This is a genomic window from Stenotrophomonas sp. AB1(2024) (assembly GCF_037482345.1).
Classification (GTDB): domain Bacteria; phylum Pseudomonadota; class Gammaproteobacteria; order Xanthomonadales; family Xanthomonadaceae; genus Stenotrophomonas.
Window position 1 is genome coordinate 2,487,206 of sequence record NZ_JBBHKO020000001.1, and the last position, 13,027, is coordinate 2,500,232.

9 protein-coding genes are annotated in these 13,027 nt (G+C 67.2%); 4 read left to right on the top strand and 5 right to left on the bottom strand.

The window, feature by feature from the left end:
• On the bottom strand, positions 1–7,140 hold the full coding sequence (locus WIX41_RS11370; RefSeq protein ID WP_339447599.1) for a LamG-like jellyroll fold domain-containing protein: 7,140 nt from the start codon (positions 7,138–7,140) through the stop codon (positions 1–3).
• A gap of 192 nt (positions 7,141–7,332) precedes the next feature.
• Complete coding sequence (locus WIX41_RS11375) at positions 7,333–8,175, bottom strand: class I SAM-dependent methyltransferase (RefSeq protein WP_339447601.1); 843 nt, start codon at positions 8,173–8,175, stop codon at positions 7,333–7,335.
• Positions 8,176–8,283: 108 nt separating this feature from the next.
• On the opposite strand from WIX41_RS11375, the gene WIX41_RS11380 reads away from it, so the two are divergent.
• Positions 8,284–9,102 carry a hypothetical protein gene (locus WIX41_RS11380; RefSeq protein WP_339447603.1) on the top strand — a complete coding sequence of 273 codons (819 nt, stop codon included), beginning with the start codon at positions 8,284–8,286 and terminating at the stop codon, positions 9,100–9,102.
• 97 nt (positions 9,103–9,199) lie between these two features.
• On the top strand, positions 9,200–9,685 hold the full coding sequence (locus WIX41_RS11385; RefSeq protein ID WP_339447605.1) for an REP-associated tyrosine transposase: 486 nt from the start codon (positions 9,200–9,202) through the stop codon (positions 9,683–9,685).
• Positions 9,686–10,054: 369 nt separating this feature from the next.
• Here WIX41_RS11385 and WIX41_RS11390 read toward each other — a convergent pair whose 3' ends face one another.
• A complete protein-coding gene (locus WIX41_RS11390; RefSeq protein ID WP_339447607.1) occupies positions 10,055–10,480 on the bottom strand; it encodes a hypothetical protein in 426 nt (141 codons plus the stop codon).
• Between the two features lie 113 nt (positions 10,481–10,593).
• On the opposite strand from WIX41_RS11390, the gene WIX41_RS11395 reads away from it, so the two are divergent.
• A complete protein-coding gene (locus WIX41_RS11395) occupies positions 10,594–10,926 on the top strand; it encodes a hypothetical protein (RefSeq protein WP_339447609.1) in 333 nt (110 codons plus the stop codon).
• 91 nt (positions 10,927–11,017) lie between these two features.
• Here WIX41_RS11395 and dmeF read toward each other — a convergent pair whose 3' ends face one another.
• Positions 11,018–12,016 carry a CDF family Co(II)/Ni(II) efflux transporter DmeF gene (gene dmeF / locus WIX41_RS11400; protein ID WP_339447611.1) on the bottom strand — a complete coding sequence of 333 codons (999 nt, stop codon included), beginning with the start codon at positions 12,014–12,016 and terminating at the stop codon, positions 11,018–11,020.
• A gap of 52 nt (positions 12,017–12,068) precedes the next feature.
• On the opposite strand from dmeF, the gene WIX41_RS11405 reads away from it, so the two are divergent.
• Entirely contained in the window at positions 12,069–12,344 is a 276-nt protein-coding gene (locus WIX41_RS11405) for a metal-sensing transcriptional repressor (RefSeq protein ID WP_339447613.1), read from the top strand.
• A gap of 291 nt (positions 12,345–12,635) precedes the next feature.
• Here WIX41_RS11405 and WIX41_RS11410 read toward each other — a convergent pair whose 3' ends face one another.
• Entirely contained in the window at positions 12,636–13,007 is a 372-nt protein-coding gene (locus WIX41_RS11410; RefSeq protein WP_339447615.1) for a MerC domain-containing protein, read from the bottom strand.
• Positions 13,008–13,027 lie beyond the last annotated feature (20 nt).

A 13,027-nucleotide genomic window follows, 5' to 3' on the forward strand; every position in this document is an offset into this window, starting at 1 on the left:
TCACTTCTCCTCGCAGGCGTAGTCGGACAGCACGTACTGCAGGAGATCTTCACGAAGCGCGCGCAGGATGCCGGCGGCGGGCAAGGCGAAATCGGTGCTGTCGGTGAGGAACTGCGACCACCACGGCAGGCTGGCCTGCAGCTGGCCGGGTTCGGCGGCAGTGCCGATCACGCTGCTTACCGCGGCGCCTACCTGCAGCGGCGTGGGTGCCTGGATGCCCTTGAGGTTGGCGCGCACCAGCTGCACCAGCAGCGCGTTGTAATCCAGGTTGGCCGGAGGCTGTTCGTCCGGGGCCTGGGTTTCGGCCGGCACCGGCTGGAAGCGCGGGGGAATGCGGCTGACGTAGGTGACCCGGTACATCACCCGCCACGGCCCGGTGTTGGTGGAACTGGCTTCGCGCAGCGCGGCGGCGTTGCTGTCCTTGCTGTTGGCCAGCCAGTTGGGGTCCACCACCTGGTTGAAGAAGGTGCTGGCATGTTCGGTATCGGGCGCCAGCATGAAGGCCTGGTAGCGGTAGCCGTCGACCTTGCCTTCGGTGGGCGATTCGGCAAAGGTCACCTCATCGCCGTTGAAGATCGGCGCATGCAGCCAGGCATCGGGGCTGCTGCTGGCGGTGAGCGCGAAGTCGTCGCCTTCTTCCCTGGACTTGATCGAACTGACTTCGGTGGCCGAGGTGTAGAGGTAATCGAAGTCCAGGTAGAAGCCGAACGGGAAGCCGATCTGCACATCGCCCACCGCGCCGTCCGAGATGCTGGACGATGCAATGGCGCCATGCTGTTCGCTTAGCACGTTCATGTTGCTGGTCTGGTCGGCATGCCGCCCGCCGCCGGCGGTCCACACGTAGGTGTTGACGATGCTGCGCTTGCTCAGGTGCTGCGACCAGTCGTAGGCGGAGGTATCGCGTACCAGGTTGCGGTAGTTGTCGTAGCCGCTGGACGACTTGATCTTGCTGGCAGTGGAAGACGGGTCGTACTGCTGGTAGTACGCTTCCAGCCGCGCGGTATCGCGTTCGATGCGGCGCTTGATCGCATACGCTTCCAGCGGCTTGAAGTAGCTGCCGCGCTCCAGGTCCGCGCTGAGGTAGGAAGGGTCGTTGCGCAGGCCGACCTTGCCATCGAGCGTGCCGTTCTTGGTGTAGCTGGCATCGATGGGGAAATCGATGAGGTTCACGTCCACCGGGATGTCGGTGTTGGGCGTCATGGTCATCTTCACCATGCTGCCGGTGCTGCGCAGGATGCTGGCATACAGATCCACGGTGAGCGATTTGACCAGCGCCACGCCGTTGTTGCTGGGAATGTAGCGGCGCCCCACCACCGGGTTGACCCACTGTTCCGGGCTGCTGCCGGTTTCCCAGGCGCCGCCGGGCTGGAACCCGGTGGCCAGGGTCTGCGTGGTGCCGTTCTGGATGCCGATGCCCTGGCTGTTGTGTTCGGTGACCGAGATGCCGAGTTGCCGGCCCAGGTGGGTTTCGAAGGCGAGTATCGGGTTTTCAGCTTCGACGCCGATGCCGGCGCTGGTGGAATACTGGCCGCCGCCGTATAGGCCGCCCTTGAACGAGAATGCGTGGGTGTCGGCGACATCGCGGCTGGCGTTGTAGGCGTACACGGTGTTGTCTGCTTCGGTGAATTCCACCGAGGTGGCGCCGGCATAGCTGTTGAGTTCGCCGTAGCCACCGCGCCAGTAGGGCAGGGTCTGGTTTTCGCTGGGAATGGGCGGGGCACCTTCGATGTAGCCCACCAGCGTAGGCTTGGATTGCGCCTGGCCCAGGTAGACGGTATCGAGATCGCCGATCTTGTAGCCGGTGATCAGCAGCAGCTCCTGGTGGGCGATGCCCAGGTAGGCGCGTTTCATCACGCTGAAGACATCGCCGTAGGCATCGCGCTGGAGGTCGGCGTATTCCACCACCGCCGGGGTTTCGGTGATGTCCAGCTGGGCGAAGGTGGGCACGCCGCCCAGCACGTTGATCACTTCCGGTGCTTCGTTGCCCAGCGGTGCGGTGGAGGTGAGCCACGTGGGCAGCGCGCTGCCCTTGCCGGCCAGCTGGCCGACGTTGCCGCGCCCGGTGCGGTCTTCCACTGCGGCCCCGGAGCCGTTGGCGAAGCTCCAATACCCGCGCAGGTGCGCTTCACTGCCCGACAGCGGCCGGTGCATGCTGTCGGCGATCTGTTCGCCCGTGCGCTGGGTGGCCCAGATGCGGATGTCGGCCAGCTGCCCGTGCACGCCTGCGCTGTCGTCGCCAGGCAGGCCAGCCAGGCGGAAGCCGTCGCCCTTGCCGTAACCGCCAATGGCGTTGGCATCGTCCAGATAGGTCGGTGTGGTGGCCGCGTTGCCATTGACGTAGTACGCGTTGGTGGTAGTGGCGGCGAACAGGCCGCGCAGGTCGCCGCGGCTCAGGCGCACATCGTTGTCGCCCTTGGCGTCGAACGCCACCCGGCCGCCGGTTTCGTTGAACGGCCACCACGCCACCAGGCCATCGGCATTGGCCGGTACGCGCCGGTTGGCCTTCACCGCAGCCACTTCCGCCGCGCCCAGGCAGCGCGCCCACAGCCGCACGTCGGCCAGGCGCCCGGTCAACCAGCTGCTGCCGCCCAGCAGGGGCGAGCGGCCCAGGTTGAACGCCGAGCGCGACAGCACGCGCTGCACCGGGTCCTTGTAACGGGTATAGGTCTTGCCATCCTTGATGCCGCTGGCCGCCTCGACGCCGTCCACGTACAGGAACATGTGCACTTCGTACTGCGGCGTGGTGGCCTTGCTGGCATCGCCGTCCTGCACGGTGATCACTTCGAAGCTGGCCGCAAGGTAGGCCGCGCGCCCGTTGGCCAACGCGGTGCTGCCGGTGATGCTGAGCACCTGCTCCTTGTCATCGATGGTCACGCGCACCGAGAACACCGGGCGGCGCTTGCCGTCGAGCTGGAGTACGTAGTCGTCGCCCTTGGCCAGTACGGTCTGTGCACCGAACGCGGTGGGCGTGGCCGGTTCCACCCAGGCCTCGAGCGAGAAACTGTCGGCCAGGTTCAGGGTGTCATCGCGGCCACCGTCGCCATGGTCGGCACCGTTCAACGTGACCGCGTGCCCGGCCTGGTGCACCAGGGCCAGGTGCGCCCAGCCGTGGATGATGGGGTCGGCGTTGAGTACGGCCACGCTGTCGCCATGGCCCAGCACCGGTACCGAATACAGGCCGTCGCCCGACCATGTGGCCGTGGGCTGGATGGCCACGTTGAACTCGCTGCCCAGCGCCGAGCTGTTGATGGCGGTGGTGTTGACCCCTTCGTTGAACATCCACTTCAGCACCAGGTGCGCGGCGTTGTCGGGAATGCGCTGGCCGTTGTAGATCTCGATGGCATCGGTGTCCAGCGCGCTGCCGAAGAACGCGGTTTCGTTGAGGCGCATCGGCAGCGTGGCGCCGCCAGCGAGATCACCGAACACGAGGGTGGCCAGCTCGATGGGGTTGGTCACCGGCACGGTGGCCTTGAAGCTGGCGCTGCCCTGCGACATCCCATCCAGATACAGCTGCGCGGTGAAGGTGTAAGTGACGTTGCTTCCGGACTGCTCTTCCTTCATCCCGAAGGTCACCGCGGTCTGGTACCAGGTGCCGGCCTGCAGGGCGGCCTTGGAAACGATGGCCGGTGTGCCGGCATCCAAGGGGCACGAGACGCTCAGGTGCCCGTTCGCATCGGTCTTCAGTTCCAGCATCGGGTGCACCGCGCCCAGGCTGGCAATGGCGCCGACCACGCCCGCGGGGACCGGGTCGCCAGCCTTGCCGTCCGCGCACAGCCAGGTATACAGCGTGCCGGCGCTGGTGTTGAACGAGGCACGCACGCGCGTATCGGCCGTGAAGCGCACGCTGGGGCTGTCGTTGAGTGCGGCCAGGAAGCGCACCGGCGTGCTGCTGCCGGGGGCGGTGCGGGCGAAGGTGAGCAGGCGCTGGAACGGCTGCAGGTCATCGGCGGCGGCGCGGTCGGGGTGCGCCCACAGTTCCAGGCTCATGTCGCCTTCGATGGTCAGTGCCTCGATGCCGGGCACCTTGACCGGGTCGACCTCGAACTGCACCCAGCTGTCGGGGCGGTAGCCCAGCGTGCGTTGGCCCGGTGCGTTGAGCCAGCCACCGTTGAAACCCTGCAGGGTCAGTGGCGCGACGCCATCGGTGAACGCGGCGGTGTCCTGCACCACACCTGCCGCGCCCTGGTTGGGCAGGCTGTACGGGATGGCGCGGAACAGCGCCGAGCCGGCCAGCAGCGGCTTGTCCTGTGCATCGCGCGCGCTCTGGAAAGTGCTGGCCGTGACCGCGGTGGGCGTGATGGGAACATCGGTGGCGGCCGGGTACGCAGCAGAAGCGAAGATCGCCAGCAGGCCGCTGCTGGCACGCAGGTCCACATCGGATACCGGCGGCGTGTCGCCGCCCAGGTGGACATCCTGCAACAGCGCGTCACTGCCATCGGTGCTGATGATCAATGCCTTGCCGATGGCTGCGTAGTCGCCGCTGGCGAGTGTGGCGTAGTCGTACTCGTCCTTCGCGGCGGTGCCTTCCAGCACGCGGGTGAAGCTGCCCTGTGCGCGTGGCACCCGGATCCAGGTGGCGGTCTTCGCATCCTGGGTGATGGCGACATCGCAGAGCAGGTCATCGTCGGCCACGGCGCTGATGGCCAGCGTCTTCAGATCGCCGCTGTTGGGCTCCAGCAGCACCAGCACGCGGCTGGCGCTGGCCGGGCCGCTGCTGGCCACCAGGCTGTACGAGGCAATGTTGGCGCTGCCGCTGCGGTAGTCGTAACGGGTGGAAAGGCCGGCCAGCGTGTCCAGGAACAGCCCCAGGCGCCGCGGCACCGCCGGCCAGTTGACCGTCAAGGTCTTGCCGTTCCAGCGCAGCGGGGTGAACGCGAAGGTCACGTCGACCTTGTCGGTGCCGGCCTCGGTGATCGCCACGGACTGCAGCGGCAGTTGCGCGATGTCGCGGCTGATCACGCTGATATCGGCCAGCAGTGGCGAGCCAGGCAGCGGCAGGTACACCGCCGGGCGCGTGCCGGTGGCGTCGAAGTAGCTGCAGGCACCGGTGCGCAGGCGCGCGTCGGCCGGGTCGGTGACGGTGTTGCCGGCCAGCACGTCGGCCAACACCTGCACGCTGCGCGGCACGCCCTTCCAGTGTTCCAGCTGCCCGGTGGGCACGCTGAAGGTGATGTCGCAGAAGCTGGCGGCCCGGGTCGCAGCGGGCGCGAGGGTGACGCTGGCATCGTTCATGAAGGCGCCCGGCTGCGCCGAGACGAACTGCAGGCGGCCCTGTTCTTCGCTACCGGCGGCGGTGGTCCAGCGGGCTTCGTAGGTGGCGCGTGCGGTTTCGGTGTCCAGCTGCATCACCGAAAACGCATCGGAGCTGCCCTGGAAATAGCAGTGCAGCAGGCCGTCGGAGCCGGCCAGCAACGCTGGCGACGATTGCAGTTCGGTATACTCCTCAAGGCCATCGAAGTACGCGGCGTAGATGCTCAGGCCGCGTGCGTCCCAGCTCAGCGCGCCGGCGGCCACTGCTGCCGGGCTGGTGGAGGGCAGCAGGCGCGCGCCATGCACCTTGCCCGGTGCCGCAGGGTCATGGCTGTTCGGGGTGAGCGGCGGATCCAGCGGCTGCTGGTTGTTGTCGGTGTAATCGATGGTGTCGAACGGGAAACTGCCGACCAGCGTCTTCGGGTCCCAGCCGGCGCCGTCGTAGGCCATGACCTGGTCGACATACCCGATGAAACCCTGCTGCGGCGCACCGATGGCATCGATCTGCCCGGCGCTGGGGTGGTCGCCTTCGCCCTGTTCGTCCAGTGCAACGTTGGAGCCGTTGAGGGAGATGGTGTAGCGCGGGGTGGCCTTGGCATCGAAGGACACCTTCACCTGGGTCCAGGCCTCCTGGCGCACCGTGCCCGGCGCGGTGCGCGCCGAGTAGGGCTTGCCGTTCTTCCCGTTGAAGCCGACCTCGATCGCGTTGCCGTCGACCAGCCGCAGGTACGGCGCGTCGGTGTCGTGGATCGGGCCAAGCACCTGCTGCACGGCCAGGTCGGGCGCGCGCGGGTACAGCGACAGTTCCACGCTGTAGTGCTGCTTGGGTGCCCAGTGGGGCAGGTCTACGTAGGTGCCCGGGTCGAACACCAGCGTGTAGTTGGCCACGCCCACCGGGTCCACCTTCAACGCGGCGGCCGGGCGCGCCAGGCGGCCATCGGTACCGATGGCCAGGTCGACCGTGGCCAGCGTGGCCGGCGATGCGCCGCACGTGGCCTTGTGCGCGATCATCACCCGGCCGCTGCGCTTGACGGTGAATGAGCTGCCGTCGCTGCCGCGCACCCGTTCCTGCTTCAGGTACAGGGTGCTGGCCGGGCGGCCGTGCAACACCAGCGGCGTGCCGGCGGCGTCCACCAGGCCATAGCTGAAGTCCGGGCCGATGCGGCCGTCGACATGGGTTTTGTCGCCCAGCGAGAACAACCCGGCCGCGTCCAGGCGCAGCTCGTAGCCGTCCACGCGGTTGTCGGCGTTACGGCCGACGATCACCGCGCAGGTGAGCAGGGTGCCCTCGTTGCGTGGCAGCAGCTCCACCGCGAAGTTGCCGTCGACCAGGCCGTCGACCATGAACAACTCGAATGCCGGTTCCAGGAACGGAACCCGGTCGGGGGAGAGGTAGGACTGCGCATCGCGCGGGTCGGCCGGGACGTCCGGTTTGCCGCTGCGCTGGAAGCGCACCTCCCAGGCCGGTTCCAGGGTGAAGCCGATTTCCTGCGGGTTGTCGGCGGCGGCCTGGCGGACCAGCCGCAGGCGATTGACCAGCAGGGTGCCCTTGCGGGCCTGCCGGAACAGGTAGACGTATTCCTGGTTGGTCACCACCCGGAACGGCTGGTCGGCGTCTTCCAGCCCGTCGATGGCGCGGTCGCGCGACCAGGTGACCGGTACGTTGATCATGTTCATGCCGGCCGGGCGCACCGCGTCGGGCAGGGTCAGCGGCTGGAAGCCACTCCAGTCCGAGGCATCGCTGGCCGAATCGGTCTCCAGCGCCAGGACATTGAAGTAGAGGTTGGTGGCGATCCGGCCCTCGTCGGGCGGCGCGGTGGGCTGGTCGCCACGGGCGAAAGCAATGACCAGTCCCTGGAAGTTGACGGTAGCGACATCACGGAAGTTCATGCCGGCGGGCCTCGATGAGCGTGGATCGGACGGGACTGTCGGCGCTGGGAAGCGGCGACAGGGTGTGTGTCCGACGTTGGCTGATCGAGGAAAAGGGCGCTTGCCGGGAACCTTCCGGGCCGCTGGCGGGGCGCGCGGAATCTTCCGGAAAGCTTCCGGAGTGTGATGGGCTATTGATTTACCAGCCGTTTGTCAGCGCTTGACCGCGAGCACGCCGTCCAGCGCCAGCTCGGCCTTGAAGCCGGCCTTCTCCAGCCGCTTGGCCACTTCACGCGGCACGTCGCGGCCGCTGGTGAGTTTGTTGGGCGCGCCGGTGTAATGGAACATGCGCCCGCCCTTGCGGATGACCCGCGCCAGCTGGTCGTAGAACACCTGCGAGTACAGCTCGCCGGCAATGCCGAAGCGCGGCGGGTCGTGCAGGATGGCATCCACGGAACTGCTTTCCAGCGCTTCGATCGCCTGCGAGACATCGGCGTGGGTGAGCGACAGCCGCCCGCCGCTGCTGTCCGCGTCCGGGTCGGGCGACCAGGGGTTCAGCGTGCGCAGCCACAGCACGTCGGGGTTCTTCTCGAACGACTGGATGCGGGTGACCCCGGCGTCCAGGCAGCAGGCGGCAAAGTAGCCCAGGCCGCCGCAGGTATCGAGCACGGTCTTGCCGGCCGGGGCCACCAGTGCCACCTTGCGGCGTGCATCTTCGTAGGGCGAGACCTGCGCGCTGGGCAGCATCTTGATGCCGTCGATCTCGAAGGTGGGCGCGTCCCATTCGGTGGGCACCAGCTTGATCAGCGCCGAGCCGAACCGCGACACCGCCAGGAACTCCTCGCCATCCCAGTAATACAGGGTGCGGTCCCTGGTCTTGCCCGGGTAGGCATAGGTTTCGCCCTTCCACTGCCAGTTCTCCGCGCCCAGCATGGCGGTGCCGGTGGAGCGCGCCAGGTCGAGCGAGCCGGTCCATTCGGTGGCACCGCTGTCGCGGGCGCGGACCAGGGCTTCGGCAAGGGGGCGGGTGAGCAGGGGGCCGGTGTAATGGGGCACGGGATCAGGGTGGACCGCGCTGCAGGGCAGCCGGCCGACGGGCAGGAAGGGGGGGCATCGTAACCGAGATGGGCGCTGGGCTGGTTCACGGAGGTCTAGAATGACAGCATGCCTGTCTTCTTCCGCGCCGCGTTGCGCTTGCTGGGGTGCGTACCTGCCGTGCTGCTGGTGGCGTGTACCATGCCTGGCAGCGGGACGCCGCCGGCCTCGATGGACAACGTGCGCGCGGTGGAGATCCAGTACCAGTACAGCGGCTGGAGCAGGGCCGATGAAGTGCACCGGCTGCAGCGCAGCGGCGGCCAGCGCGCGTTTACCCGCACCTCGATGGTGGAAACGGCCGATGGCGTGGAAACCGCGCAGGCCACGGTGCCGGCACAGCGGGTAGGTGAACTGGTGTGGGCGCTGTCGGCGCCACCCTGGCCGCGCGAGCGGGCGGTGCAGGTGGTGGCGCGCCGGGTGCCGCCGGCGTGGATGATGGAGCATGCGCCGATCGTCGCCCGCGCCGACGTGGCCGGCTGCAGCGAAGAGGAGATCCGCAACCGCATGTTTGCACATCTGAGTGGCGCGGCCCTGCGTACACAGTTGGATGCGTACTACCAGAAAGCGCTTTGGACCGACGATTATCCCGTCATGCGCGTGGTGATCTCGTTCCGCAATGCACCTGACCAGGTGATCTCGTCAAGTTCGCAGATGCTGCTCATGCTGCCGTGGACGCTGGGGGACCTGCCTGCATCGGGCAGGAGGGATGCTGGCCCGCGCAGCTGGTCGGTGCCGGTCAGTGACGCGCTGCGCCGGCTGCTGCCGCCCACCTCGCAAGCGGCAAAGCGGTTGGCGAAGGACGCCGATATGAGTCTGGCGTTGAGGGTGAGTGACGCGGCTGGGCAGGACTGCGTGAGGGAGCTGGGTGGCGCGCGCGCTGCGCCATGAACTGATGCATGCCTGACGCTTCGCCGGGTGTCACGCCGACGCAGCCACACGTACTGACCTGATCGTTCGCGCCCGCGCAGATTTGCACACTGCGCGCATGGCCACTGACAACCACGCTTGGAAAACCGGCAGCGCGTACTTCTTCAGCGCGCATCTTCGCGACCGCTACAGTCGCCTGCTGGTGGAACACGCTCAGGTGCTGCGGTTGGCCTTCCGCGTAGCCCAGCAGGTGCGCCCATTCCGGATCAACGCGATCGTGGTGCTGCCCGATCATCTGCATGGCGTCTGGACGCTGCCGGCCGGCGACGAGGATGGCCACCGGCGATGGCTGCAGATCCAGGCCGTGTTCGACCGCCAGCTTCCAGGCCATCCCCCCCGCGCGATGGTGCGCGGAGACCGCACCGTGCGGCCGCTCTGGCACAACGACTTCCGTGAGCACCGGCTGGTGGATGCCGACGATGTGCAGCGGCATGTCGCCTATGTGCACGACAACCCGGTCAGGCACGGGCTGGTGCGTGACGCCTGCGAGTGGCCCTACAGCTCCATCCACCGTCGTTGCGCCAGGGGGGGCGAGCCATGCTGAAGTACGGGCAGGCGGTGCCGCGTGGCGTGCGCCGGATGGTGGGACGGCGAACCGGATGGCTGGCGCGTGCTGTGCGCAGGGTGCCACGTCATGCTGTTGTTGAACCACGTGGGCGCCGCCGGACGTTGCCAGCGGGGATGGCGATGCAATGGGGGCGTACGTGGCAATGGGCGGTCGCGCCCGTGCAGGCAGGCTCCACTGCATGCGCGGGTCGGCCGTACAGGGGAGAGGGAGCGCGGTGGCAGATCCGCCGCTACCTGCAGTGCCCACACCGGGTTTTGGTGCGGCGGGGATCCGCACCGACGAGGAAGCCCCGGCGGCAACTGCATATCCGCGGCTCGCCGCCGGGCTGCGCCTTGGGTGCGGCGCTCAGGGACAGGTCACCTGAAACACCGGGCCGGCACCGATCAGGACCAACGCCATGTAGTCGCTGTCCTTGTCCTTGCCCTTGAGGGTGGCGCCGGGATTGAAGTGGAAGATGCCGAAGCCACCGGTGGGGCGCACCAACGCCTTATCGATCTGGTTGGCATCGTCGTTGAAGAAGCGGGCAATGTCGGTGCGCGAGGAGATCTGCAGCGGCGTGGTGTCGCGCTGCCATTGCTCGTCGCGGTTGAAGGACACGAAGTACTGGCCCTGTTGTTGTTCGATGCGGAACTCGGCGGGCTTGCGTGGGTGGGTGGCGAAGCAGCCCAGCAGCGGGTCGGAGGAGAACACCCCGGCGGCGTTGTCGCGGTCGCGGCAGGCTGAGAGCAGCAAGAGGCTGGGTAGCAGAAGCAGGAATGGCAGTGTGCGCATGGTGGGTCCCCCCCAAGAGACAGGTTTTGGCGCATGATGCGCCAACGCGTGCAGAGGTTGTGTGCACGCGCGTGGTTGGGTGTACGGTTGGGGGAGACCTACGGAGCACGCCAATGTCACAGCCCCTTCAATCCCTGCACAAGGCCATTGATGCCCCTGCCGCTGGCTGGCGCTGGCCATTGCTTGGCGCCTGCAGCTGGCTGGTGGCGCCAGTGATCCTCACGGCGGCCTATGCAGTGGCGCAGGCATCACCCGAAATGGGCCGGCTGCTGGTGGGAAGCGCCGGGGTGGCGGTAGGCGTACTGGCGTCGTCGGTGCTGGGTCTGTTGCTGACCATCGGCTCACGGGTGCGCCGCGAGCGCTGGCCATGGGTAGGCATTGTGGGCGCGATCATCAGCGCGCTGCCGTTGCTGCTGTTCCTGGCGGGGATGCTGTTGCGGCTCTGAAAGGGCGCAAGCCCCGTAGAGCCAGGCTCTGCCTGGCTGCTCACCTTCAGCCGCACGTAGATCCGACATGGCAGCCACGCAGGGCGTGGCTCTACCGATTGTCTGCGCGATTCACCTCTACGGTGACGTGCACCAGCTCTTCGTGTATGGCCAGTGCATCGCGGAATACATCCGCCGACAGGTCGGCTTCGGTCACCACGCTGGCCACCACTGCGTACTTGCCCCGGCCGACCTGCCAGACATGCAGATCGGCCAGTTTCGCCGCCCACGGACCCTCTTCGATCACTTCGCGCACTTCGGCCACCACCGGAGCATCCATCTGCGCATCCAGAAGGATGCGACCGGTGTCGCGCAGCAGGCCGATCGCCCAGACCGTTACCAGCACCGCGCCTGCCAACCCCATCATCGGGTCAAGCCATGCCGCACCCCAGAGCTTGCCGCCGATCAACGCCACGATCGCCAGTACGGAGGTGGCGGCGTCGGCGATGACGTGCAGGTAGGCCGAGCGCAGATTGAGATCCTGGCCGTGCGCGTGGTGGCCTGCGCCGTGTTCGTGTTGCCCATGCCCATGATCATGATGGTGGTGCTCGTGGTTGTGCCCATGGTGATGACCGTGACCATGACCATGTCCGTCACTGTCATGCAGCCACCACGCGCAGACCAGGTTGACCACCAATCCGACAACCGCAATGGCGATGGCCTGGTTGTAGTGGATGCTGCTGGGCGAGAACAGGCGTTCCGTGGATTGCACGGCCATCAACAGCGCCACGCCCAGCAACGCGATGGCGCTGGTGTAGCCACCCAAGATCTCGATCTTCCAGGTGCCGAAGGCGAAGCGGCCATCGTGCGCGTAGCGCCGTGCACAGGCGTAGGCGAACGCCGCCATGCCCAGGGCGAGCGCATGCGAGCTCATGTGCCAGCCGTCGGCCAGCACGGCCATGGAGTTGAACCACCAGCCGCCGATGATCTCGACCACCATCATCACAGCGGTGAGGTAGAGGGCCTGGCGGGTGCGGCGTTCGGCCAGCGGGTTGCCGTCGTCGAAACGATGGCTGTGGCGGCGGGCGTCTACGGTGGCAGCAAGGCTCATGGGGTGGGGCTACGATTGGAATATACCCCCATAGGGTATATGCTTTGGCCCCATGGCGCATGTTCAACAGCAACGTAAGGCCCTTCTGGCCCGGGTCCGGCGCATGGCCGGGCAGGTGTCGGCCCTGGAAACCTCCCTGCAGTCCGATGATGCCGATTGCACGGACGTACTGATGCAGGCCTCGGCGGTGCGCGGCGCCGCGCACGCCCTGCTGATGGCGTTGCTGGATGACCACCTGCACGCGCACGTGGTATCACCGGAAGATCCGGCCGAACGGGCCGCCGAAGCCCAGGTACTGGTAAAGCTGCTGCGCGCCTACGGAAAGTAGAGCCAGGCTCTGCCTGGCTGCCCTCCGTCCGGCGCACGTGCACCGGACACACCAGCCACGCATGGCGTGGTTCTATTGAAAACTGAATCGTTGAAGGGCTGATTGATAGAGCCCGCGCACAGACCGTGCGTATGAAGACCAGAGTGATGGAACCAAGGAGTATCACTGGGCGTACTGCAAGGCATTGGGCATGGACCCCGACCAGGACGGCGAAACCACGTTTGAAGGCGCCTCCAGTGCATGGGTATGCGGTCGAGCGACAAAAGAAAGGGCGCTGGATGCCGTAATCGCTCAATGCCGATGGCGGCGCCAGGCGTTCCAGATGTGCGTGCTGGCCAGGAGCAGGCTGCCCGCTACCGTCATGGGGGTCTCGGCGTCGTGGCTCGGCCAGCCGGCAGCGCCTGCCAACAGCAGCAGGAGGCCTGCCACTGCGGTCATGCCGGCCAGGGCCGGCAGGGGTTGCTGGCGGTGGGCGCGCCATAGCGCGAAGCCGGTGGTGGGCGCGGCGATGGCCACGAACACGATGTGCACCCACTCCGCTTCGGCCCACACCCCCATCAGCGGCAGGGCGGCGGCGAGCAGAGGCAGCGCGAGGCAGTGCAGCAGGCACAGGCTGGAAAGGGCGATGGCGCCGGCGTCGAGCAGGACGTTGGTGGTTTTCATGGGGGAGGGGGTCTGGAGCT

Bases quoted from the DNA above. Each gene is read 5' to 3' on its own strand.
- WIX41_RS11370 (WP_339447599.1), bottom strand. From the start codon at position 7,140: ATGAACTTCCGTGATGTCGCTACCGTCAACTTCCAGGGACTGGTCATT.
- WIX41_RS11380 (WP_339447603.1), top strand. From the start codon at position 8,284: ATGCCTGTCTTCTTCCGCGCCGCGTTGCGCTTGCTGGGGTGCGTACCT.
- WIX41_RS11385 (WP_339447605.1), top strand. From the start codon at position 9,200: ATGGCCACTGACAACCACGCTTGGAAAACCGGCAGCGCGTACTTCTTC.
- WIX41_RS11390 (WP_339447607.1), bottom strand. From the start codon at position 10,480: ATGCGCACACTGCCATTCCTGCTTCTGCTACCCAGCCTCTTGCTGCTC.
- WIX41_RS11395 (WP_339447609.1), top strand. From the start codon at position 10,594: ATGTCACAGCCCCTTCAATCCCTGCACAAGGCCATTGATGCCCCTGCC.
- dmeF (WP_339447611.1), bottom strand. From the start codon at position 12,016: ATGAGCCTTGCTGCCACCGTAGACGCCCGCCGCCACAGCCATCGTTTC.
- WIX41_RS11405 (WP_339447613.1), top strand. From the start codon at position 12,069: ATGGCGCATGTTCAACAGCAACGTAAGGCCCTTCTGGCCCGGGTCCGG.
- WIX41_RS11410 (WP_339447615.1), bottom strand. From the start codon at position 13,007: ATGAAAACCACCAACGTCCTGCTCGACGCCGGCGCCATCGCCCTTTCC.